Here is a 22,038-nt window from a genome sequence, read left to right as displayed (position 1 = left end):
TGAGATTGTTGACAAAAGCGTTGACACTTGGGGAACCGGAACCTTAGCGTCGTGCGCACCATCGGGTCAGCCGCTCGAGCCGCACCGACCCGCCTCACTCATCCCCTCCAGGGACACTTCTCCCGGACGAGAGGAAACAAAGATGTCTCCCTCCCCAGACCTGCGCGCCCGTGGGACCGGACTGGCCACGCTGGTCGTCGGCCTGTGCTGGCTGGTCGTGCTCTTCGACGGCCTCGACATGTTCGTCTACGGCTCCGTGCTGCCTAACATGCTCGCCGAGCACGCCCTGAGGCTCCAGCCGTCCCAGGCCGGCGACCTCGGCAGCTACGCCACCTTCGGCATGCTGATCGGCGCACTGTCCGCGGGTACGGTCACCGACTGGATCGGCCGCAAGAAGGTGATCATCACCTGCGCGGCGGTCTTCTCGCTCGCGTCCGCCCTCTGCGCCGTCGCCCCCAGCCTCGGTGTCTTCGGACTGGGCCGGTTCATCGCGGGTCTCGGCCTCGGCGGTCTGCTCCCCACCACGATCACGATGGTCGCCGAGTACGCCCCGCGCGGCCGCCGCGCCCTGATCGTCGGCACGTTGATGACCGCCCACCAGGCCGGCGGCATCCTCGCGGGCTTCGTGGGCCTGTGGACCACCGGCGCCGGCCAGTGGCGCGTCGCCTACTGGATCTGCGTGGTCCCGCTGCTCATCGGCGTCCCGCTGATCGCCAAGTACCTCCCTGAGTCACTGAACTTCCTGATCACCAAGGGACGTACACGCGAAGCCCGCGAGCTCGCCGAGCGCTACGACGTCGAACTGCCCGCCCCCGCGGCGGAGCGCCTCGCGGCCGGGGACCGCTGGAGCGCCGTCATCGCCCTGTTCCGCGGCGGGCTGTGGCGCACCACGCTGCTGTTCTGGCTGGCCTCGTTCTGCGGCCTGCTGCTCGTCTACGGCGTCAGCAACTGGCTGCCCACCATGATGCGCGGCGCGGGCTACGAGCTCGGCTCCTCGCTGTCCTTCGTCATCGTCATCAACCTCGGCGGCATCGCCGGCATGCTGATCGCCGGCCGCTTCTCCGACCACTTCGGCGGTGCGCGCGTCGCCACCGTCTGGTTCGCGGCCACCGCCCTCGGCGTCTATCTGCTCGGCATCCACATGGCGTTGCCGCTCACCTACGTCGTGGTCTTCCTGACCGGCCTGTTCCTCTTCAGCGCCCAGGCCATGATCTACGCGACGGTGGCCGGCCGCTCCAGCGACGACAACCGCGCCACCGCCGTGGGCTGGGTGTCCGGCATCGGCCGTTTCGGCGCCGTGTTCGGACCGTGGCTCGGCGGCCGGCTCGTCGCGGCCAAGTCCGAGAGCTGGGGCTTCACGGCCTTCGCCGTCGCCGCCGTGCTCGCCACGGTCTTCGTCGCCCTCACCGGCCTGCGCGGCCCCCGGCAGACCCCGCAGCCCGACGCCGCCCAGCAGCTGACCACCACCGGCTGACCGCGACGACATGCCTGAGGCCGGGACCTGGCGGGGCCCGGCCTCAGGCATGTCCGGATCAGATACGAACAGCGGCATCCACGGCCCTTCTCAGCCCATCTGGTCCTGTGCCGACAGGTGTTCCACCGTCACCCCGGTCTCGGTGAACGTACGCGTGACCGTGCCCGACGTGTACACCCACAGGATGCGCAGCGGGCGGTCGCCGATGTTGCGGAACAGATGGGGGACGGGCGACGGCACGTACGTGGTGTCGAACTGCTCCAGCTTCGTCACCTCGCCGTCGACCACCACCTCCGCCTCGCCCTCGAGGATCGTCACGTGCTCGTCGCAGTTGTGCGAGTGCAACGGAGCCCCGGAGCCGACCGGATAGACACTCATGCCGCTCGTGATGCGGTTCTCTCCGGCTGCCGAGGGTGTGGTGATCAGCGGTGTCGTCACGACGGCACCACCACGGTCGAGCAGCGGCACGGACGCGACTTTGATGATCGTGGTCATCCGGAGTTCCTCTCCCATCAACGCTGTTGCGTCGATCGACGTTAGGTCGCGTCCCCATGAATGGGTGCCCTCCGGCGTGCAGTTTTACCTTGCATTCCGGGAGGGGTGAGCTTCCCGAACTCGGCTGTACCTTCGGCTGGCATCGCACGGCTTCCCCGTACGTGCCGGAAACACGCCGGAAAGAGAAGGCAGGTATCGGCCCCATGAGGCTCCCCGTTCTCACCGATGAGGAAATGAATCCCCGCCAGCAGGAACTGGCCGCCCGCATCGCCGGCCGGCGCGGCGCCGTCCGTGGCCCCTTCCGCGTCTGGCTGCACAGTCCACAGATGTGTGAACGCGCCGAATCGCTCGGTGCCTTCGCCCGCTTCGACTGTGACCTCCCCAAGCGTCTGCGCGAGCTCGCGCTGCTGATGGCCGCCCGGAACTGGGACGCGCAGTACTCCTGGAACGCGCATGTGCACCAGGCGATCGAGGCCGGCATCCCGGAGGCTGCCGTCAAGGCCGTCGCCGAGAGGCGCGAAGCGGTCTTCGACGACGAGGCGGACCAGGCCTTCTACCAGTTCTGCCGCGAGGTCCTCGACAACCACTTCGTCTCCGACGAGACCTTCGCCCGCGCACTCGAACACTTCGGCCCCAAGGGCCTGGTCGACACCATCGGCGCGCTCGGCAACTTCACCATGCTCGGCATGTGCCTGAACACCTTCCAAGTGGACCTCCAGGCCGATCGCGAGCCCCCCTTCCCCGACATCCGCGGCTACGAGCGTGTCGTCCCCGGCGGGGACGGACCGAGGCCGTGACGGCCCTCCCGGCCGTGGTGCGCGTACGGGGCGTCACCAAGAGCTTCGGCGGGGCGGCAGCGCTCAAGGGCGTGGACCTCGACCTGTACCCCGGCGAAGTGCACGCGCTGATGGGCATGAACGGAGCGGGCAAGTCGACGCTGGTGCAGATCCTCTCCGGGGTGTACCAGCCGGACGGCGGCACCATCCAGGTCAACGGGGCCACGCACTGCGGACTGACCGTGCGCAGGGCCCGACGGCTCGGTATCGCGTCCGTTCCCCAGCGCCGCGAACTGGCGATGGGCCTGACGGTGGCCGAGAACGTCATGCTGGGCGACCTGCCCACCCGGCGCGGTACGGTCCACTGGAAAGCCGTCGACTCCGAGGCGAAGAAGGCACTGTCCGGCCTCGGCATCGACATCGACGTGGAGCGCACCGCGCGTTCGCTCACCGTCGCCGAACAGACCATGGTCGAGGTGGCGCGGGAGGTCCGCCGCGGCGGCCGGATCCTGATCCTCGACGAGCCGACCGCCTGCCTGAGCGCGGAGGCCGCGCACCAGATCAGGGACCTGGTGCGCACCCTGCGCGACGAGGGCGTCGCCGTCGTCTACATCTCGCACTACATCGACGAGGTCATGGCCGTCGCCGACCGCCTCACGGTCCTGCGGGACGGCGACGTCGTCCGCAGCGCGCCGGCCGGCGCCCTCGACCCGGCGGGGCTCGTGCGCAGCATGGTCGGCGGGGACGTGGTCTCCCGTCGCGTCGAACGCGCCACCCCCAAGGACGAGATCGGCCTCGCCGTACACGGTCTGAGCGACGGCCGGACCATCCGGGACTTCACCGTCGAGGTGCGCAAGGGCGAGATCGTCGCGGTGCTGGGACCGGCCGGGGACGCGCAGTCACGCCTCTTCGACCTGCTGTCCGGCCGCCGCCGCCCCGACCGCGGCACCGTGCTCGTCGACGGCGCCCCCGTGCCCCTCGGCCGGGTCCGCGCCTCGCTCGCCAGCGGCCTGCGTTGCGTCACCGGGGACCGCAGGACGCTGGGCCTGGTCCCCGAACTCTCCCTGGACGAGAACCTGATGCTGGCCGACGACCGCTTCGCACGCCGCCGCGTCCACCGGCGCGGCGCGCTCACCCGCCGTGCGGCCCCGCTGCGCAGGAGCTACGGCGTGGTCTCCCTCGCCGGGAACCCGCCGGTGAGCGCGCTGTCCGGAGGCAATCAGCAGAAGGTGCTGCTGGCCAAATGGCTCCAGACCGAGCCGGTCGCCTGCTTCCTGGAGGACCCCACCAACGGCGTGGACATCGCGGCCATGGCCGACATCCACACCCTCGTCGACGACCTCGCCTCGCGGGGCACGGCCGTACTGCTCGCCTCCTCCTCCGCAGAGGAGGTCATGCGGCTGGCCGACCGCGTCGTGGTCGTCAGCGCCGGCCGCGCGGTCGCCGAACACGACATCACCGCCATCACCCACGACGAACTCGTCGCCACCGCTCTCGGAGGTCAACCGCAGTGAGCGTCAAGACACTTACCGACGCCCCGGGCGTCAGCGACCCGCCCGAGGAGCCCCGGCCCCGGTTCACCGTCGGCGCCCTGCGCCGCGCGCCGCACACCGGCCTCATCGCGGTCCTGATCGTCGTGGTGGTCGCCACCGCACTGCGGACCGACTCGTTCGCCACCGCGACGAACCTGATCAACGTGCTCCGTCAGGTGAGCGTCACCGCGGTGATCGCCGCCGGCCTCACCCTGCTGATGACCGCGGGCGGCATGGACTTCTCCATGGGCAGCAACGTCTCCGTCACCACCGCCGTCGGGGCGCAGTTGCTCTCCCACGGCCACTCCACCGCGTTCACCGTCATCGCCTCGGTGCTGCTGGCCACGGCCGTCGGGTTGGTCAACGGGCTGGTGGTGACGTTCACCAACGTCGCCCCGTTCGTCGTGACCCTGGCGACGGCCACTCTGCTGGACGGCGTCGCGCTGCTGGTCCTGGGCGGACTCAGCGTCTCCACCGGCACCAGGATGTTCTCCCTGGGCAACGACAAGGTCCTCGGGGTGCCGTACCTGCTGATCGTGGCGCTCCTCGTGCTGCTGGCGACCGCTCTGGTCATGCGGTTCACCGTGTTCGGCCGGGACGCCTTCGCCATCGGCGGCAACGAGCACGTCGCCCGGCTCAGCGGCATCAACGTCACCGCGCGCAAGCTCACGCTGTACGCCATCACCGGTGCCCTCTCCGGTCTAGCGGGCGTGATGCTGCTGTCCCGGCTGGGTGCCAGCAGCCCCGGCACCGGCGGCCTCACACTCCAACTCACCGCCGTCGCCGCCGTGGTGATCGGCGGCACCTCACTCGCCGGCGGCCACGGAACCGTCGTGGGGACCGCGCTCGGGGTGCTGCTGCTCGGCGTGGTGGCCAACGCCCTCAACCTCGTGCAGGTCTCCAGCTACTTCCAGCAGGTCTCCGTGGGCGGCGTGCTCCTCGTCGCGGCCATCGCCAACGAGCTCCACAAGGCCCGCTCCGCGCGGCACTGACCCCCTCGTCCTGTCTCCACCGCTTGTCATGAAAGGCGTACGACCATGAGACTCTCCGCCCGCTCCCGCGGAGCGATGCTCGCCGCCCTCGCCGGCACCACCCTGGTGCTGAGCGGCTGCGGCAAGGACACCGGCAGTGGGTCCGGATCCGTGTCCCTCGGGTTCGTCAACGGCGCCGACACCGAATTCCACACCTGTTTGCAGAAAGCCCTGGAACAGACGGCGAAGTCGGAGGGGGCGAAGGTCTACACGGCCAACTCCCACCAGAATTCCGGAACCGAACTGTCCAATATCGAGGACATGATCTCCCGCAATGTGAGCGCCCTCATCGTGCAGACCGTCAACGTCGACGCGCTCAAGGGCGACATAGCCAAGGCCAAGGCCTCGAACATTCCGATCTACCTGACGTCCGTGGCCACCGGCGACGTGAACGACATCCTCGGCGCGGCGGTCGTCGACCTCGACAAAGTCGGGGCCCTGGACGCCGGATGGGTCGCCAAGGACGCGGGCGGCAAGGACGTACAGGTCGGCGTCATCGCGGGTGCGCCCGGTGCCGCCTCCGATCTGCTCGTGGGCGGTTTCACCAAGGCGCTGCCCGGCAACGCCAAGGTGGTCGCGAACCAGCCCGGCATGTTCAACGCCGCCAAGGCGCAGGACGTCGCCGAGAACATGATCCAGGCCCACCCGGACCTCGACTACGCCTTCGTCGCCAACGAGGAGATGGGTCTCGCGGCACGCAAGGCGTTCGACGCGGCCGGCGCCAAGAACGTCAAGATCGTGACCACCAACGGCACCGACGAGGGCCTGGCCGCCGTCAAGGACGGACGCTTCTCCGCCACCGTGGCCAACTCGGCGATGACGATCGGCCAGACCGCGGCCAAGAACGCGATCGAGCTCCTGGACAACAAGAAGGTTGACAAGATTGCCAACATTCCTCTTCTCTTGGTCACCAAGGACAACCTGAGCAAGGCACCCCAGTACTGCCCCAAGTAACCGAACCCGCACCGCGAGCGGTGCCTGCCGCCAGTCGTCCAGAGCCGCCCGTCCACCGCGTCGCCGGAGTGTCCGAGACAGCCGCCATGAGGACATTCCGGCGCGGCCCGCCCGCACACCCGTACGACCGGCACCGCCGCCGGGGCCCACCCCTGGCAGTCGTGGGCCTCCGGAGGAAACATGGATCGCTTGCTCCTCATGCACAGCTTCGTCACCGTCGCGCAATCCGGCAGCTTCAGCGGAGCCGCCAAGAAGCTGGGCTCCTCGGGCTCGCTGGTGTCACGGCACGTCGCCGAGCTGGAACGGCAGGTGGGGGTCCGCCTGGTCAACCGCACGGCCCGTTCGGTGAGCCTCACCGAACCCGGGCAGCGCTACGCGGAGTTCGCCGCGCGCATCCTGGACGAGATCGAGGCCGAGGACGCCGGCATCGCCCAGCTCCACGACCGCGCCGAAGGGACGCTCAGCATCATCTGTCCCAAATGGATAGGCAGCCTCGACCTCGGGGACGCCATCGCCGCCTTTTCCGCCGCACACCCCAAAATCCAGGTGCGATTCGAACTCGGCGGCATGTCCGACCGGACCTACGATTTCCTGGACGGCGGATTCGACGTGGCATTCCACACCCGCGACCTCCGGGACTCCAGCGTCCGCCTCAAGAAGATCGCCTCGCTTCCGTTCGTGCTGTGCGCCGCCAAGGAATACCTGAACCGCAACGGACCACTGAGCGAGCCGAACGGCCTCGCACACCACGACTGCCTCGTGCACGTCAACGACCCGGTCTGGCGCATCGGCCACGGACACGCGTCCACCCTGCACAAGATCCGCAACATCGCGTTCTCGTCCAACTCCTACATCGCCCTGCAGAAAGCGGCCGTGCACGGGCGCGGTCTCGCCCTGCTCCCGCAGCGACCCGCCTACGACGACCTCGTCTCCGGCGCTCTGCAGATCCTGCTGCCCGAACTCGCGGTGCCCGACCGGCCGCTGTACGCGATCTACGGCCCCGGGCAGGACACCCCGCGCAAGATCAGCGTCTTCCTCGACTTTCTGACGGACTGGTTCTCGCAGAATCCCATTCCGGCGATCCGGCCGTAAACGCAAGAAACGATTGCACAGTCCGTCGGTCCGGAGCGTTGAGACACCGCCACCCGAAATCTACGCTCACCAGGCGACCCGTGAAACGAGGAGACCATGGGAATCCAGAGAATCGAATCGGTCACCTACGGCATCGGCGACCTCGACGAATGCGCCCGGTTCTTCGACGACTTCGGACTGTTTCTGGTGGAACGGACCGACGAATGCGCGGTGTTCGAGACGCTCACCGGGCAGACCCTCCACCTCGACACCGACCCCGGGCCGTTGCTGCCGCCGCCGGTGGAAGAGGGTCCCACCCTGCGCGAGGTGGTGTGGGGTGTCGACACGACGCAGGAGTTGGAGCGGCTGGTCGCGGCCGTCGGCCGCGACCGGACGGTCCGGGAGGACGCCGCCGGAGTGTTCCACACCGTGGACGAGACCGGTTTCGGAGTCGGCCTGACCCTGGCCAGGCCGAAGCCCGCGCCCCTCACCCCCCGGCCCGCCAACGCGCCGGGCCGCGTCGACCGCTGGAACACCACCCTGGAGCCGATCACCCGCGTCCACCCCCTGCGGATGTGCCATGTCGCCCTCAACATCCTCAAGGAGGGCCGCGAACAGGCCGTCGCGTTCTACGTGGAACTCCTCGGCTTCCGGCCCACCGACGTGGTGAAACCCATGGGCGTCTTCATGCAGGCCCCGGGCGACCAGGACCAGCACACCATGCTGCTGTGCCACCGCCCCGACAAGGCCGGCGTCAACCACATCGCCTACGAGGTGCCCGGCTTCGACGACGTCATCGAGGGCGGCAACCACATGATCGACCGCGGCTGGCGCGAGGCCCGCAGACTCGGCCGCCACACCGTCGGTTCCAACGTCTTCCGGTTCGTGCACGCACCCTGCGGCGGACGGGTCGAGTACGCCGCCGACATGGACCGCGTCGACGAACGCTACGAGACCCGGGTCCACGAGACCACCCCGCCCCACCACATCTGGGCGCTGCGCACCAACCGCGACCAGCAGGACGCCCCCGCCTCCTGACCCCCCGCCACCTTCGGCCGAGGGGACCCCCATTCGCTTCGCTCGACAGCCTGAAAGGGCACCCACTCATGACCTCCGACCACGGCTACCCCGCCGTCCGCATGTACATAGCGGGCGAGTGGTGCCAGGGCGGCACCGGACGGACCGCCCCGATCGTGAACCCCGCCACCGAGGAGGTGATCGGAGAAGTACCGCTCGCCACCACCGACGACCTGGACGGCGCCCTGGCCGGCGCCGCCGAGGGCTTCAGGACCTGGCGCGACACGCCTGTCGCGCGGCGCACCGCCCTCCTGCATGCCGCCGCCGACCTGCTCACGGAGCGCAGCGCCGAAGTCGGCCGGATCATGACCCTGGAGCAGGGCAAGCCCCGCGCCGAGGCCGTCGGGGAGGCCCGCCGCGTCGCGGACACGCTGCGCTGGCACGCCGACGACGCCCGCCGCGCCTACGGCCGCATCATCCCCTCCGCTCCCGGCACCCTGCTGTCCGTACGACGTGAACCCATCGGTCCCGTAGCCGCGTTCGTCCCCTGGAACTTCCCGGCGGGCGGCCCGATGCGGAAGATCTCCTCCGCGCTCTCCGCGGGCTGCTCCATCATCATCAAGGCCTCGGAGGAGACGCCCGCCACCGCCGCCGCCCTCGTCGGCTGCTTCGTGGACGCGGGCCTGCCGGCCGGTGCGCTGAACCTCGTCTTCGGCGAACCCGCCGAGGTCTCCGCCCACCTCATCGCCTCCCCCCTCACCCGTCTGATCGCCTTCACCGGCTCGGTCCCCGTGGGCAAGCTGCTCGCCGCCGCGGCCGGCGAGGTCATGAAGCCCTCCCTGATGGAGCTGGGCGGCCACGCCCCGGTGATCGTGTGCGCGGACGCCGACCCGGCCAGGGCCGCGCGCCGTGCCGCACAGGCGAAGTTCGCCAACGCCGGACAGGTGTGCACCTCGCCGAGCCGGTTCCTGGTCCACGAGGGCCTCGTCGAGGACTTCACCGCGGAGTTCGTGAAGGCCGCCGAAGCGGTCGTCGTCGGCGACGGCCTGGCCGAGGGCACCACCATGGGGCCGCTCGCCAACGAGCGCCGGCTCCTGGCCGTTCAGCGTCTGACCGCTGATGCCGTCAGCAGGGGAGCGAGCGTCCGTACCGGCGGCGAACGACTGGACCGCGCCGGGTACTTCTTCGCGCCGACCGTCCTGACCGACGTACCGGCGGACGCGGACCTCATGCACGAGGAACCGTTCGGACCCCTCGCGCCGATCATCCCCTTCGGCGACCTCGACGAGGCGCTCACGACCGCGAACGCGCTGCCGTACGGCCTGGCCGCCTACGGCTTCACCGAGTCCGCCGCCACCGCCGAGCACCTGGTGCGTGAACTGGAGGCCGGCATCCTCTCCGTCAACCACTGCGGCGGCTCCGTCAGCGAGGCCCCCTCCGGTGGAGTGAAGGAGAGCGGCTACGGCAGGGAGGGCGGCCCCGAGGCCCTCGACGCCTACCTGATCACCAAGCGCGTCTCCCATCTGCTGGCGGGCTGAGCGTCATGCGATACACCCGTGTCTCGGTCGGCGGACGGGCGGTGTGGGGCCGGGTGGGGGAGGAGGTCGAGCTGCTGTCCGAGTCCCCCCTGGAAGGCGACCCGACCGTCATCGGCACCGTGCCGCTCGCCACCGCGCACTGGCTGCCCGTCGTCGTCCCGCCCGTGTTCTACGCGGTCGGCATGAACTACCCGCGGCACATCGAGCACGCCCGCGCCGAGGTCCCCACTCGTCCCGAGGTGGGCTATCGGGCCAACAACGCGCTCGCCGGCCACCTCTCGCCCATCGTCAAACCGGCCGAGATCGAGGGCCGGTTCGAGGCCGAGCCGGAACTCGTCGCGGTGATCGGCCGCACCCTCCGGCACGCCACCCATGCGGAGGCCCGGAAGTCGGTCTTCGGCTGGACCATCGGCAACGACGTCAGCGCCCGCACCTGGCAGCACCAGGACCGCACGTTCTGGCGCAGCAAGAACAGCGACACGTTCAAGCCCATGGGCCCCTGGATCGAGACCGACGTCGACGCCCTGGCACAGACGACCACACTCCGCGTCAACGGGGAGGTCCGGGCGTCGTTCGCGACCGGCGACATGGTCTTCGACCCCTTCGACTTCATCGTCGAGATCACCCGGCACATCACCCTGCAGCCGGGTGACGTGCTGTGGATGGGCGCCGAGTCCACCTGCCAACTGGCGCCCGGGGACACCGTGGACATCGAGATCAGCGGCATCGGTGTCCTGTCCAACCCCGTACACAGCGAAGGAAATCCGTCATGAGCACCGCACCCCGCTACATCCACCACGTCAACTTCCCCACCACCGACCCCGACCGCACCGCCGAGTGGTACACGAAAGTCTTCGGGATGAAGCGGATCATGCCCAAGTCCAACACCCGCGTGGTGCTGATGACCCGCGGCAACTTCGATCTGCACTTCACCCCGGTCGAGGAGATGGAGCGCATGGCGCCCTATCACTTCGCCGTCGAGGTCGACGACTGGGACGAGTTCCTCACCCACCTGAACGAGCTGGGCGTCCGGCACACCCGCCCGATCGAGCGGCCGGAGAACCAGTCCAAGTTCTGCTACATCCACGACCCCGACCACACCATGATCGAACTGGTCTTCCACGGCAGGCGTCCCAACTGACCGCGTCCGGCTAGGAGTTCACTGACATGCCCATCGCCGACTCCGACGGCACCTCCATCTACTACGAGCGCCACGGCAGCGGTCCGGCGATCCTGTTCGTGCACGGCAGCGGCGGCCACCACGCCGCCTGGTGGCAGCAAGTGGCCGCGTTGCGCGAGGAGTTCACGATCGTCACCATGGACCTGCGCGGCTTCGGCAAGTCCGAGGCACCGGCCCGTCCGCACTCCTCGAAGCCCGAGTTCGACGGACAGGACTTCCCCGGCGACGTCGTCGCCGTACTCGACCAGGAGGACCTGACCGACGTCATGCTCGTCGGCCAGTCCATCGGCTCCGTCGCCGCCCTGCGCGCCGCCCTCCTGCGCCCCGAGCGCGTCTGCTCGGTCGCCCTCGGCCACTCCCTGGGAGGCATCAGCCACCCCGAGCTGAAGGAACTCGCCGCCGCCGACCGCGCCGAGGCCGTCAAGCTCCCCGTCATCGACCGCCTGCTCACCCGGCGGTTCCAGCAGGAGCGACCCGACCTCACCTTCCTCTTCCAGCAGATGGGCACCTTCAACGTCGCCAAGATGGCCGACCTGCGCAACCTCGACACCAACGGCCCCTCGCTGGAGGAGATCCAGAACTCGGGCGTCAAGGTCGCCTTCCTGGCCGCGGAAAAGGACGCGGTACTCAGCGTGAAGACCGTGACCCGCGCCCACGAACTGCTGCCCGGCTCACATCTGGAGATCGTCCAGGACGCCCCGCACTCCATGTACTGGGAGGCGCCCGAGCAGTACAACGTGGCCGTCGCCCAGCTGCGCCGCACCCTCACCGCACAGAAGGAAACCGCATGAGCAGCCTCACCCTCGATGCCGCCGAAGAGATCGTCGACGCCGCCCTGAAGCGCGCCCAGTCGCTCGGGAAGGCGGTGAGCGTCGCCGTGGTGGATGCGGGAGGCTTCGTCGTCAGCGTCCGCCGCTCGGACGGGGCGCGCCCGCTCACCCCGGACATCGCCCGCGCCAAGGCGTACACCGCGGCCGTGATGCAGCGGCCCGGCAAGATGCTGAAGAAGTGGCAGGAGAGCCAGCCGGTCTTCTTCTCCCAGCTCTCCCAGCTGCCCGGCGCCGCCCAGCCGATCATGGCCACCGAGGGCAGCGTCACCATCAAGAAGGACGGCGAGATCATCGGCGGCCTCGGCATCGCCGGCGGCACCGCGGACGAGGACCAGCAGGTCGCCGACGACGTCCTCGAATCCCTCGGCTACGAGCTGGAGTTCGCCGCCTGGGGCGTCGCGGGCACCCCGGCTCCGGACGCCGAGAAGACCGAGAAGTCCGAGAAGATCGAGCAGACCGAGAAGGAGGCCTGAGCCATGGCGGACACGTTCAACTACCGCATCGACCACCACGGCAGCCTGGTCCGCCCCGGCACCCTCCTGACCGCGCGCGCCGAGGGCGACCCCGAGATCGTGCTGAAGGCGGAACGCGAGGCGGTCGAGGAGGCGGTGGCCCTCCAGCGCAAGCTGCGTACCACGGTCGTCACCGACGGGGACTTCCCCCGGGAGGACTTCCGCAGCGCGGTCTTCGACGCCGTCTCCGGCTTCCGTCGCACGGACGCGGAAACCCCCGACGGACTGCCGCGCTGGGTGGCGGAATCGCTGCCCAAGGCGAACGGTCCGCTGCTCGCCGACTGGGCCGGGCGGCTCACCGGGCTGACGGTGATCGCCCCCAAGGCCTCGCTGCCCTCCCCGGCATATCTGGCCGCCACCACCTTCGCACCCGAACTCGCCGCATCGGGCGGACCCTCCTCGGCCCGTGAACTCGGCGAAGCCCTCGCGGAGATCATCCAGGCGGAGATCGCGCTGCTGGTCTCCCGGGGCGTCCGGCTCGTCCAGCTCAACAGCCCGCTCCTCCTCGGCCACGTGGGGGCCGACCCGGCCGCCCCCAACACGCTGTCCTTCGAGGACGCGCTGGCCGTCGACGCCCTGGCGGTACGACTGGAAGAGCGCCCGGAGGGAGTCAGGATCGGCGTCTGCCCCGGCTGGGAGGCACCCGCCGGGGTGGACCGGGCCAGGACCGAGCGCCTGTACGACAGGATCCCGGCCGACCGCTGGATCCTGCCGTACGACAAGGGCACCGACGCCGAACTCGACCTGGTCAAGGCCCTGCCGGAGGACCGCGACGCGTGCCTGGGCGTGGTGGACGCGACCGTGTCCGCACTCGAGGACATCGACACGGTGATGGCCCGCATCGACGCCGCCGCCGAGGTCAAGGACCTCGAGGACATGGCCGTATCGCCGTCCCGCGGCTTCGCCGACACGGCGACCCGTCCGCTGCTGAGCGCCGAGAACCAGCGCCGCAAACTGGTGCTGGTGGAGACCGTCGCCCGCTACTGCTGGGGCAACGAGTTCTGACCTGCAGCCCAGGGGCCGGGAAGCGCGCCCGTGCTTCCCGGCAGGCCCTCACAGAACCTCGGCGAAGGTCACCGTGCGCTCGGTCAGCAGCGGCCACACCGTCTCCACGATGAGCTCGGTGAAGTGGTCGGCGACCTTGTGCGCGACGAAGCCGGCGCGGTCGGCGTACTGCTCGTACAGCACGAAACCGCCCGGCCGGTCCACCTCGGCGTGCACCTCGTACGCCAGGTTCGCCGGCTCGGCACGGGTGTACTCGCGCACCTTCAGCAGCGCGGCGCGCACGGTGTCCTCCTCGGCGGGGTCGCAGCGGTAGTGGGCGACGACTGCGTAGGCCATGTCAGTTTCTCCTCAGCGGGATTGCGGCTCCAGACGGTGTCGTACACACCGTCCGGCCTGCAGATTCCAGCATGGATCAGACGCCCGCCGACCCGCGCGCGGCGCAAGCAATGACTGCCTGTGCGGGTCTGGTGGCACCGCCCCGACATGGTGTGTTGTCGCATCCGGCCCCCTGTGGCCGCTCCCTGTGCAGACCGCGGATCCCGCACCGCGGCGGACGAAGGAAGTGATCTTCATGCGAACCCTGGAAACCCTCTCCGGTGGAGAGTGGGTGGCGACCGGTGAGTGGATCGACGTCCACGACCCCTCCGATCTGCGGACCCCCGTCGCCCGCGTCCCCGCGCTGAGCGCCGCCGACGTCACCCGCGCCTACGACCACGCCGAGCAGGGCTTCGCCGTCTGGAAGCGCACCAGCCCCTTCGAACGCGCCCGGATCATGACCGACGCCGCCCGGCTGCTGCGCGAGCGCCTCGCGGAGATCGCCGAGGACCTGGCGACCGAGATGGGCAAGACGCGGGCCGAGGCGACCGGTGAGACGATCAAGGCCGCGGACTTCCTGGAGTACTACGCGGGTCTCGCCCGGCAGGGGTACGGCACCCTCGTGCACGACGTCCGCCCGGACACCCGTACCCACCACCAGCGCGAGCCGCTCGGTATCGTCCTCGCGATCACCCCGTGGAACGACCCGCTGATCACCCCGGCCCGCAAGCTGGCTCCCTGCCTCGCGGCGGGCAACGCGGCCCTCCTCAAACCGGCCACCGACACCCCGCAGGCGGCTCTGCACTTCGCCCGCGCCCTCCACGACGCGGGTCTGCCCGCCGGTGTCCTCAACGTGGTCACGGGACGCGGCGCGGAGATCTCCGAGGCGCTGATCTCCGACCCACGCCTGGCCGCGCTCACCTTCACCGGCAGCAACGAGGTCGGCGAGGCCCTGCGCGCCCGGCTCGCGAACAGCAACATCCGCTTCCAGGGCGAACTCGGCGGCAAGAACGCCACCGTCGTGCTCGCCGACGCCGACCTCACCGCCGCTGCCAAGGCCGTCGCGGCCGCGGGCTTCGCCCAGGCCGGACAGCGCTGCACCGCCACCAGCCGGGTGATCGTCGAGCGGCCCGTGTACGAGGAGTTCACGGCGCTGCTGCTCGCCGAGGCGACCGCGCTGCGCGTCGGTCCGGGCCTCGCCGAGGGCACCACGATGGGCCCGCTGGTGAGCGCCCGTCAGCGCGACGGCGTCCTGTCCGACATCGAGCGCGCGGTCAAGCAGGGCGCGACGGTCCTCGTCGGCGGCGACCAGCCGCGGGACGAGGCACTGAGCCACGGCTGCTACGTCAATCCCACCGTGCTGGGAGACATCACCCCGGAGCTGGACATCTGGCGCGAGGAGGTGTTCGGGCCCGTTGTCGCGCTGCTCCCGGTGGACTCATTCGGGGAGGCGGTCGAGGCCGTCAACGACTGCGTCTTCGGCCTCGCCGCCGCCGTGTTCACCCAGAACCTGGGCGCCGCGTACCGCTTCGCCGACGAGGCCGAGTGCGGCCAGATCGCGGTGAACACCACCACCTCCGGCTGGGACGTCCACCACCCCTTCGGCGGCTTCCGTGACTCCGGGTCGCCGTTCAAGGAGCAGGGCGAGGAGGCCCTGCGTTTCTACACCCGGGTCAAAACGGTCGCCGTCCACTTCGGTGCCTGACGGCCTTGGCGAGAACAGGAGGGAAGCCGATGGCTGACGAGACGATCGGCATCGTCGGCGCCGGCATCGTGGGCCTGGCCACGGGGCGTGAGATCGCCCTGCGCCGCCCCGGCACCCGGGTCGTGGTGCTGGAGAAGGAGCGGGCGGTCGCCGTCCACCAGACCGGGCACAACTCGGGCGTCGTGCACGCCGGCATCTACTACGCGCCGGGCAGCCTCAAGGCGCAGCTGTGTGTGCGGGGCGTGTCCGCCCTGCGCGAGTACTGCCAGGACCGGGGGCTGCCGTACGCGGAGATCGGCAAGCTCGTCATGGCGGTGCGCGAGGACGAGCTGGGCCGGATGGAGAACCTGTACGAACGGGCCAGGAACAACCACGTGCCCGAGCTGAGGAAGATCTCCAAGGAGGAGATCAAGGAGCTGGAGCCCCATGCCGGGGGTATCGCGGCCCTGCACTCCCCGCGCACCGCGATCACCGACTACCCGGCGATCGCCCGGGAGTTCGCCCAGGACATCGAGGCCTCGGGCGGCGAGATACGGCTCGGATTCCCGGTCACCTCGATCACCGAAGTGCCGGGCGGCATCGAGGTGGCCTCCCGGCAGGAGCGCGTCCGCGTCGACCGGCTGATCCTCTGCGCGGGCCTCCACTCGGACGCCGTCGCCCGGCTCGCCCAGGACAAGAAGGAGCCGAGGATCATCCCGTTCCGGGGCGAGTACATGCTGCTCAAGCCGGAGCGGACGGACCTGGTGCGCGGGCTGGTCTACCCGGTCCCCGACCCGCGTTACCCCTTCCTCGGCGTGCACTTCACCCCCCGCGTCGACGGCTCCGTAGAGGTCGGCCCGAACGCCGTCCTGGCCCTGGCCAGGGAGGGCTACACGCTCGGCAGGATCTCACCGAAGGACCTCGCGGGACTCGCGGCCTACCCCGGCTCCTGGAGGATGGCCACCCAGCACTGGAGGACCGGCATCAGGGAGTACCGCGGCTCGCTGTCCAGGGCGGCGTTCATGAAGGACGCCGAGCTGTACGTTCCCGGCGTCGGCGTCTCGGACGTGGTCCGCGGCGGAGCCGGCGTACGCGCCCAGGCCCTGGACCCGGACGGCACGCTCGTGGACGACTTCCGCATCCACCAGGTGGGCCGGATCACCGCCGTCCGCAACGCGCCCTCCCCGGCCGCCACGGCCTCCATGGCGATCGCCGAGCACATCGTGGACGCCGTGCTCGGCGACGCTTCCGCAATCTGAGAATGCCCTGCGTACGGGGGACTTTCGCGCAAGTAGTGCTTGCGCCCCGGGGACTCGGCAAGGCCCCACCACCCGCCTAGCGTTCCTTCCACAGCACCCCGCCACCCCCTTTCCTTCGAGAGATCCACTTCCCCTTCGCGAGAAAGAGCTGAGGACATGTTCGTTGTCGACGCACAGATCCACATCTGGAAGGAAGAGACCCCGGACCGCCCCTGGGTCCCGGGCGCGCGTGAGCGCATCCGCCTCAACGGCCACCGCGAGGACCCCTTCTCCTACGAGGAGGCCCTCGAGCTGATGGACGAGGCCGGCGTCAACCGGGCGCTGATCCTGCCCCCGTCGTGGGAGGGCAACCGCATCGACTACGCGCTCGAGGCCTGCGAGGCGCACCCCGACCGCTTCGGCATCATGGCCCGCGTCCCGCAGGACGACCCGGTCGAGGGCACCGCGCTGCTGAAGGAGTTCGCGCAGAACCCGTACATCAAGGGCACCCGGCTGACCTTCCACCGCCCCCAGGACCGCAACTGGATGATCGACGGGACCAACGACTGGTACTGGCCGATCGCCGAGGAGCTCTCCATCCCCACCATGGTCCACGCACCGATCTGGAAGCGCGAACTCGGCCAGATCGCCGCCAAGCACCCCGGGCTGAAGATCATCATCGACCACATGGGCATCATGGCCCGCTGCGTGGACGACGCGATCGGCTACTGGGTCCAGGAGACCGCGGACCTCGCCGAGCACCCCAACATCTACGTCAAGGTCTCGGCGCTGCCGGGCTATTCGACGCAGCCCTTCCCGAACAAGAACATCGAGAAGTACGTGCGCGAGATGGTCGACAGGATGGGCCCGCAGCGCTGCTTCTACGGCACCGACATCACCCGGCTGCTCGGCCACGGCATCACCTACACCGACACCATCGAACAGTTCACCAAGCACTGGGACTTCACCCCTGAAGAGCTCGAGTGGATCATGGGCCGGGGTATCTCCGAGGTCCTGAACTGGCCGATCGAGGGCTGAGGAAGCACACGAGATGACGGACACCCCGAATACACCGGGCGCCCACGGAGGTGACGGCGGCGATGCCTTCGTGGCCGCCTTCAACGCCGTCGGCGCCGACTACCTCTTCTGCTCCTCGGGGTCCGAATGGGCCCCGGTGTGGGAGTCCCTCGCCCGCCGCCACCGTGACGGACTTCCGTGCCCGCGCTACCTCGACCTGACCCACGAGACCGTCGCCGTCGGCATGGCCACCGGCTACGCACTGATCGAGCGCCGGCCGCAGGGCGTACTGCTGCACGCGGCGCCCGGACTGCTGCAGGGCTCCATGGCCGTCCACGGCGCGCTCCTCGCCGGCGTCCCGATGGTGGTCGCCTCCTCGGAGTCGACCACGTACGGCGACGGCCCCGGTCAGGACCCGGGCGGCCAGTGGTACCGCAACCTGTCCGTCGTGGGCGGCCCGCACGGCACCGCCCAGCCCTTCACCAAGTGGGCCACCGAGGCGGCGAGCGTCCACACCCTGCCCACGATGATCACGCGGGCGGCGGAGCTGTCCTGGCGGGCCCCGGCGGGCCCGGCCTACCTCAACATCCCCCTGGAGATCCTGTTGGAGGAGTGGGACGGCCGCGAGGCGGTGCGCGTCGTCCCGCCGGGCTCCACGCACAGCGCACCCGAAGAGGTCGACCTCGTCGCCCAGCTGATCCGCGAGGCGGCCGGCCCCGTGATCGTCACCGAGACGGCGGGCCGTGAGGCGGGCGGCTTCGAGGCGCTCCTCGCCTTCGCCGAGGCATGGAACATTCCGGTCGTCGAGCCCGACTCGGCCGTGTGCGCCAACTTCCCGCGCACCCACCCGCTGCACGCCGGCAGCGACATCGGCCCATGGATGGACGAGGCGGACCTCATCCTCCTCGTCAACTGCCGTGCGCCCTTCTACCCGCCCTCGCGCCGCCCGTCGAAGGCGCGGATCATCGTCATCGACGAGGTGCCGCAGCGCCCGCACATGGTCTACCAAGTTCTCTTCGCCGAGCGGTACTTGGAGGGCAACGTCGCCAACACCCTGCGCCAGCTCACCAAGCGGGCGAAGGCCGCCCAACCCGACGAGGCAGCGGTGGCCGCCGTCACCGCGCGGCGCCGCGCGCAGGAGGAGCGGCACGCCGACGAACAGGCCGCGATCGCCGCGGCCGAGGCCAAGGCGGCAGGGGCCGAGGGCATCGACCCGGTGCTCGTGGCCGCGACCCTGCGGGGGCTGCTCGACGGGCGGGACGCGATCGTCGTCGACGAGACGATCACCCACAGCCGCGTCGTGAAGCGCCATGTGCAGACCTCCGACCCCGACTCGTACTTCTATGTGCAGGGCGGACTCGGCCAGGGCATCGCGGTGGCCCTCGGCGTCAAACTCGCCGCCAGGGAAAGGCCCGTGGTCCTCACCATCGGCGACGGGGCCTTCGCGTACAACCCGGTCATCCCGTCGTACGACGCCGCCAAGGCGTACGACCTGCCGCTGCTGATCGTGGTGTTCAACAACCGCGTCTACAAGTCGATGAACCTCAACCACCGCAGGTTCTACCCCGAGGGCGCCGCCGCCGAGACCGGCGAGTGGCTGGGCACCGACCTGCACCGGCTGCCCCGACTGGCGCAGTTCGCCGAGCCGTTCGGCATGCACACCGAGACCGTCGACGCCCCGGACGCGCTCGCCCCCGCCCTGGAGCGCGCTCTCAAGGCCGTGGCGGAGGGCACCACCGCCGTCGTCGACGTTCTCGTCACCCGTTGACCCAGGAGGCCCCCGCCACCATGACCGACACCCCAACGCCCAAGCCGGGCAAGGTCCTTGTCCCGGCCGATGACCTGCGCGCCTTCGCCGCCGCCCTCCTGGAGAAGGGCGGACTCGGCCCCGAGCACGCCCGCACCACCGCCGACGTGTTCGTCTGGGCCGCGCTGCGCGGCGTCGACTCCCACGGCACCGCGCGGGTCCCCGCCTATCTGGAGCTGCTCGCCAAGGGGGTGGCCAACGCCACGCCCGAGATGACGTTCGAGTCCAGTACGTCGGCGGTCGCCGTCCTCGACGCCGATCGGGCGCCCGGCCCGGTGGCTCTCACCGCTGCCGCCGAGGAGGCGGTGACCCGGGCCAGGGCCGGGGGTGTCGCGGCCGTGGGGGTGCGCCGGACCGTCCACACCGGTGCCATCGGCTACTACGTGTCGAGGATCGCCGAACAGGGCCTGGTCGGGCTCGCCTTCGTCGCCGGGATGCCCAACATGGGCTACACCGGGGCCAAGGGCGCGGCCGTGGCCACCAGTCCGCTCGCCATCGCCGTACCCGCCGCGAGCCACGCACCGCTCCTGCTGGACATGGCCACCGCCACGATCGCCCTGGGGAAGATCCGCCAGGCCAGGACGAGCGGCACCCCGCTGCCGGAGGGGGCCGCCGCCACTGCGGACGGCACCCCCACCACCGACCCGGAGAAGGCGGTCATGCCGCTGCCGCTGGGCGGCGCCAAGGGGTCCGGCATGTCGCTGGCGTTCGAACTGCTCACCAGCGTGCTCGTAGGAGCGCCGATCTTCGCCGCCTTCCACTCGGACGATCCCCAGGGCCGGGGGCACCGCCAGAACGCCCTGATCATCGCCATCGACCCGGCGGCCTTCGGTGACGCGGACGACTTCACAGCGGCCGTCGACGCCACCCTCGGCACGCTCAAGGGCCTGGCCGCAGCGGACGGTGTCGAGGGGGTGTTCTACCCCGGTGAGCGCAGTGCCGCCGTGAGTGTGCGGCGTGCCGAGAAGGGGGTACCCGTGACGGCGAAGGTGTGGCGTGAACTGACGGAGAACGCGGCCGAGTTGGGCATCACGCCACCCGAGGCCCGCTCGCAGGGCTGACAGTCACCTCCATGGAGAGGGGGATGGAGGAGCGGGTGGTCGGGGCGTCCGGCGTGCGGCGGGCGCCTCGTCCGCCCTGGGCCCCGCCCGCTCGACCGCCTCCGAGCCGCCTTGCTCACCCGGCGTGCCGTACGGCTCAACCGGCCTCGGGTGCCTCGGGGTTGAGGGCCCGCCGCACATGACGGGCGATCACGGCGTAGGTCTCCAGGGCCTTCTTGTCGTCCTTGCCGTCGTACCCGTGATCGACCCCGAGCACGTCGTGGTGCTCGACGAGGGCGCCCGCCCGCCGAAGACGCTCGGCGTAGCGCACGCCTTCCGCCTTGAGGAGGTCGTACTCCGCCGTGACGACCAGAGCCGGGGCGATGCCCTTGAGGTCGGCGGTGTCGGCCACGCCGGCGGGGGACACCAGCCGGTCGGCGCGCTCGCGCGGGTCCGGGACGTACGAGCTGTCGAAGATCTCTCCCATCCAGGGGCGCAGCACCGGCTTGGCGATGGCGGCGCGCTTGTCCCGGGCGCTCGTCGCGAGGTCCAACGGCGGGTAGTGCAGGACCTGCAGGGCGATACCGGGCCCGCCCTCCTCGAGTGCCTGGCGTGCGACGGCCGCGGCGAGACCGCCTCCGGCGCTCTGTCCCCCCACGGACAGGCGGCTGCCGTCCCAGCCGTGCCCGCTGCCGTGCTCGGCGATCCACCGGACGACCTCGAAGGCCTGCCGGGGCGGGGCGGGGAACGGGTGTTGCGGGGCCACGACGTAGTCGACGTTGACCACGGCCACCCCCGCCTCGGCGGCGAGGAAACGGCAGAGCGGATCGTCGATCTCCGTCAGCGGCATCACGTACCCGCCACCGTGGAAGTTGACGTGAACCGGCGGCGGCGGACCCTCGGACGTCGGCAGGTACACCACGACCCGGGCCGGTGCGACCGAGGTCGGGACCGTCAACTCGCGTACGGAGCGAGGGAACTCGGGGAAGCGGCCGTGTGAAGCGGCCGCCGAACCGCGGCCGCTCGGGCGCCGGTCGGCCGCCACGGCGAGGCGCTGTATCGACTTGGCGGCGAAGGAGGCCACTCCGGGCCGGGCAAGGAGAGACATACGGTTCCGATCGTCGAGCCGTGTCGCCAATCAACAGGATTCCTGGCAATTGGTGGGGTGATGCTAACACGGACACCCGCGCCTTCTTGGGTGCTCGCAAGGGTTGCCTGAACCGGTCCGGATCGGCACCTGCCGATGTGCTCCTCGCGGTCTGAACCGTCAGGTCGGCCTTCTCGCGCAGCGTCGACCAGTTGGTCACCACTCGCCACGCGAACCTTCCGGCGCCGGGAACTGCGTCGCCCTCCCTCGTCGGTATCGGCGGTGGTCGCAGTCACCTCCGACCGGCAGCCGTTGACAAAACGGAACGTTGCTCCGTATGTTAATCGGAACAACGCTCCGTTTAATGCGGAGCCGAAGACGGACGCCGCTGACCGGGCCTGACCGCCTTACCGGCCGTCAACCGAACGAGACCGG

21 protein-coding genes are annotated in these 22,038 nt (G+C 70.2%); 18 read left to right on the top strand and 3 right to left on the bottom strand.

The window, feature by feature from the left end; genetic code table 11:
- Positions 1–142 precede the first annotated feature (142 nt).
- Positions 143–1,474 (top strand): MFS transporter, encoded by a 1,332-nt coding sequence (locus tag ACFZDJ_RS37555; protein ID WP_391065750.1) that lies wholly within the window; start codon positions 143–145, stop codon positions 1,472–1,474.
- Positions 1,475–1,564: 90 nt separating this feature from the next.
- Here ACFZDJ_RS37555 and ACFZDJ_RS37550 read toward each other — a convergent pair whose 3' ends face one another.
- Positions 1,565–1,969, bottom strand: coding sequence for a cupin domain-containing protein (locus ACFZDJ_RS37550; RefSeq protein WP_261690358.1), 405 nt, complete (start codon positions 1,967–1,969; stop codon positions 1,565–1,567).
- 233 nt (positions 1,970–2,202) lie between these two features.
- Between ACFZDJ_RS37550 and ACFZDJ_RS37545 the strand changes: the two genes are divergently transcribed.
- The 12 genes from ACFZDJ_RS37545 (at position 2,203) to ACFZDJ_RS37490 (ending at position 13,415) form a co-directional block, all read left to right on the top strand.
- Entirely contained in the window at positions 2,203–2,766 is a 564-nt protein-coding gene (locus tag ACFZDJ_RS37545) for a carboxymuconolactone decarboxylase family protein (protein WP_391065988.1), read from the top strand.
- Entirely contained in the window at positions 2,763–4,259 is a 1,497-nt protein-coding gene (locus ACFZDJ_RS37540) for an ATP-binding cassette domain-containing protein (RefSeq protein WP_391065746.1), read from the top strand. The genes ACFZDJ_RS37545 and ACFZDJ_RS37540 overlap by 4 nt, the downstream gene beginning before the upstream one ends.
- Complete coding sequence (locus tag ACFZDJ_RS37535) at positions 4,256–5,269, top strand: ABC transporter permease (RefSeq protein ID WP_391065744.1); 1,014 nt, start codon at positions 4,256–4,258, stop codon at positions 5,267–5,269. Before ACFZDJ_RS37540 ends, ACFZDJ_RS37535 begins: the two co-directional genes overlap by 4 nt.
- A gap of 45 nt (positions 5,270–5,314) precedes the next feature.
- On the top strand, positions 5,315–6,262 hold the full coding sequence (locus tag ACFZDJ_RS37530; RefSeq protein WP_391065742.1) for a substrate-binding domain-containing protein: 948 nt from the start codon (positions 5,315–5,317) through the stop codon (positions 6,260–6,262).
- Between the two features lie 180 nt (positions 6,263–6,442).
- Positions 6,443–7,354 (top strand): LysR substrate-binding domain-containing protein, encoded by a 912-nt coding sequence (locus tag ACFZDJ_RS37525; RefSeq protein WP_390933828.1) that lies wholly within the window; start codon positions 6,443–6,445, stop codon positions 7,352–7,354.
- Between the two features lie 96 nt (positions 7,355–7,450).
- Positions 7,451–8,371, top strand: coding sequence for a VOC family protein (locus tag ACFZDJ_RS37520; protein ID WP_391065740.1), 921 nt, complete (start codon positions 7,451–7,453; stop codon positions 8,369–8,371).
- 68 nt (positions 8,372–8,439) lie between these two features.
- A complete protein-coding gene (locus ACFZDJ_RS37515) occupies positions 8,440–9,888 on the top strand; it encodes an aldehyde dehydrogenase family protein (protein WP_391065737.1) in 1,449 nt (482 codons plus the stop codon).
- A 5-nt stretch (positions 9,889–9,893) separates the two neighbouring features.
- Positions 9,894–10,661, top strand: a complete 768-nt coding sequence (locus ACFZDJ_RS37510; protein WP_391065734.1) for a fumarylacetoacetate hydrolase family protein — start codon at positions 9,894–9,896, stop codon at positions 10,659–10,661.
- On the top strand, positions 10,658–11,029 hold the full coding sequence (locus ACFZDJ_RS37505; RefSeq protein WP_391065731.1) for a VOC family protein: 372 nt from the start codon (positions 10,658–10,660) through the stop codon (positions 11,027–11,029). The genes ACFZDJ_RS37510 and ACFZDJ_RS37505 overlap by 4 nt, the downstream gene beginning before the upstream one ends.
- Before the next feature lie 26 nt (positions 11,030–11,055).
- Positions 11,056–11,859, top strand: a complete 804-nt coding sequence (locus ACFZDJ_RS37500; protein WP_391065728.1) for an alpha/beta fold hydrolase — start codon at positions 11,056–11,058, stop codon at positions 11,857–11,859.
- Positions 11,856–12,371 (top strand): heme-binding protein, encoded by a 516-nt coding sequence (locus ACFZDJ_RS37495; RefSeq protein WP_391065725.1) that lies wholly within the window; start codon positions 11,856–11,858, stop codon positions 12,369–12,371. Before ACFZDJ_RS37500 ends, ACFZDJ_RS37495 begins: the two co-directional genes overlap by 4 nt.
- 3 nt (positions 12,372–12,374) lie before the next feature.
- Entirely contained in the window at positions 12,375–13,415 is a 1,041-nt protein-coding gene (locus ACFZDJ_RS37490) for a methionine synthase II (cobalamin-independent)-like protein (protein WP_391065724.1), read from the top strand.
- 48 nt (positions 13,416–13,463) lie between these two features.
- Here ACFZDJ_RS37490 and ACFZDJ_RS37485 read toward each other — a convergent pair whose 3' ends face one another.
- Entirely contained in the window at positions 13,464–13,751 is a 288-nt protein-coding gene (locus ACFZDJ_RS37485) for an antibiotic biosynthesis monooxygenase (RefSeq protein WP_391065722.1), read from the bottom strand.
- 235 nt (positions 13,752–13,986) lie between these two features.
- Between ACFZDJ_RS37485 and ACFZDJ_RS37480 the strand changes: the two genes are divergently transcribed.
- The 5 genes from ACFZDJ_RS37480 (at position 13,987) to ACFZDJ_RS37460 (ending at position 20,537) form a co-directional block, all read left to right on the top strand.
- Positions 13,987–15,435 carry an aldehyde dehydrogenase family protein gene (locus tag ACFZDJ_RS37480; RefSeq protein WP_391065719.1) on the top strand — a complete coding sequence of 483 codons (1,449 nt, stop codon included), beginning with the start codon at positions 13,987–13,989 and terminating at the stop codon, positions 15,433–15,435.
- 29 nt (positions 15,436–15,464) lie between these two features.
- Complete coding sequence (gene lhgO / locus ACFZDJ_RS37475) at positions 15,465–16,673, top strand: L-2-hydroxyglutarate oxidase (RefSeq protein ID WP_391065717.1); 1,209 nt, start codon at positions 15,465–15,467, stop codon at positions 16,671–16,673.
- Between the two features lie 156 nt (positions 16,674–16,829).
- Positions 16,830–17,690, top strand: a complete 861-nt coding sequence (locus tag ACFZDJ_RS37470; RefSeq protein ID WP_391065714.1) for an amidohydrolase family protein — start codon at positions 16,830–16,832, stop codon at positions 17,688–17,690.
- Positions 17,691–17,703: 13 nt separating this feature from the next.
- Positions 17,704–19,437 carry a thiamine pyrophosphate-dependent enzyme gene (locus ACFZDJ_RS37465; protein ID WP_391065711.1) on the top strand — a complete coding sequence of 578 codons (1,734 nt, stop codon included), beginning with the start codon at positions 17,704–17,706 and terminating at the stop codon, positions 19,435–19,437.
- A gap of 20 nt (positions 19,438–19,457) precedes the next feature.
- Positions 19,458–20,537, top strand: a complete 1,080-nt coding sequence (locus ACFZDJ_RS37460) for an Ldh family oxidoreductase (RefSeq protein ID WP_391065708.1) — start codon at positions 19,458–19,460, stop codon at positions 20,535–20,537.
- A gap of 136 nt (positions 20,538–20,673) precedes the next feature.
- Here ACFZDJ_RS37460 and ACFZDJ_RS37455 read toward each other — a convergent pair whose 3' ends face one another.
- Positions 20,674–21,624 (bottom strand): alpha/beta hydrolase fold domain-containing protein, encoded by a 951-nt coding sequence (locus ACFZDJ_RS37455; RefSeq protein ID WP_390933841.1) that lies wholly within the window; start codon positions 21,622–21,624, stop codon positions 20,674–20,676.
- Positions 21,625–22,038 lie beyond the last annotated feature (414 nt).

The organism is Streptomyces sp. NPDC007896 (assembly GCF_042959425.1).
In the GTDB taxonomy this organism is placed as follows: domain Bacteria; phylum Actinomycetota; class Actinomycetes; order Streptomycetales; family Streptomycetaceae; genus Streptomyces.
This window is presented reverse-complemented; position numbering and strand designations above follow the sequence as displayed.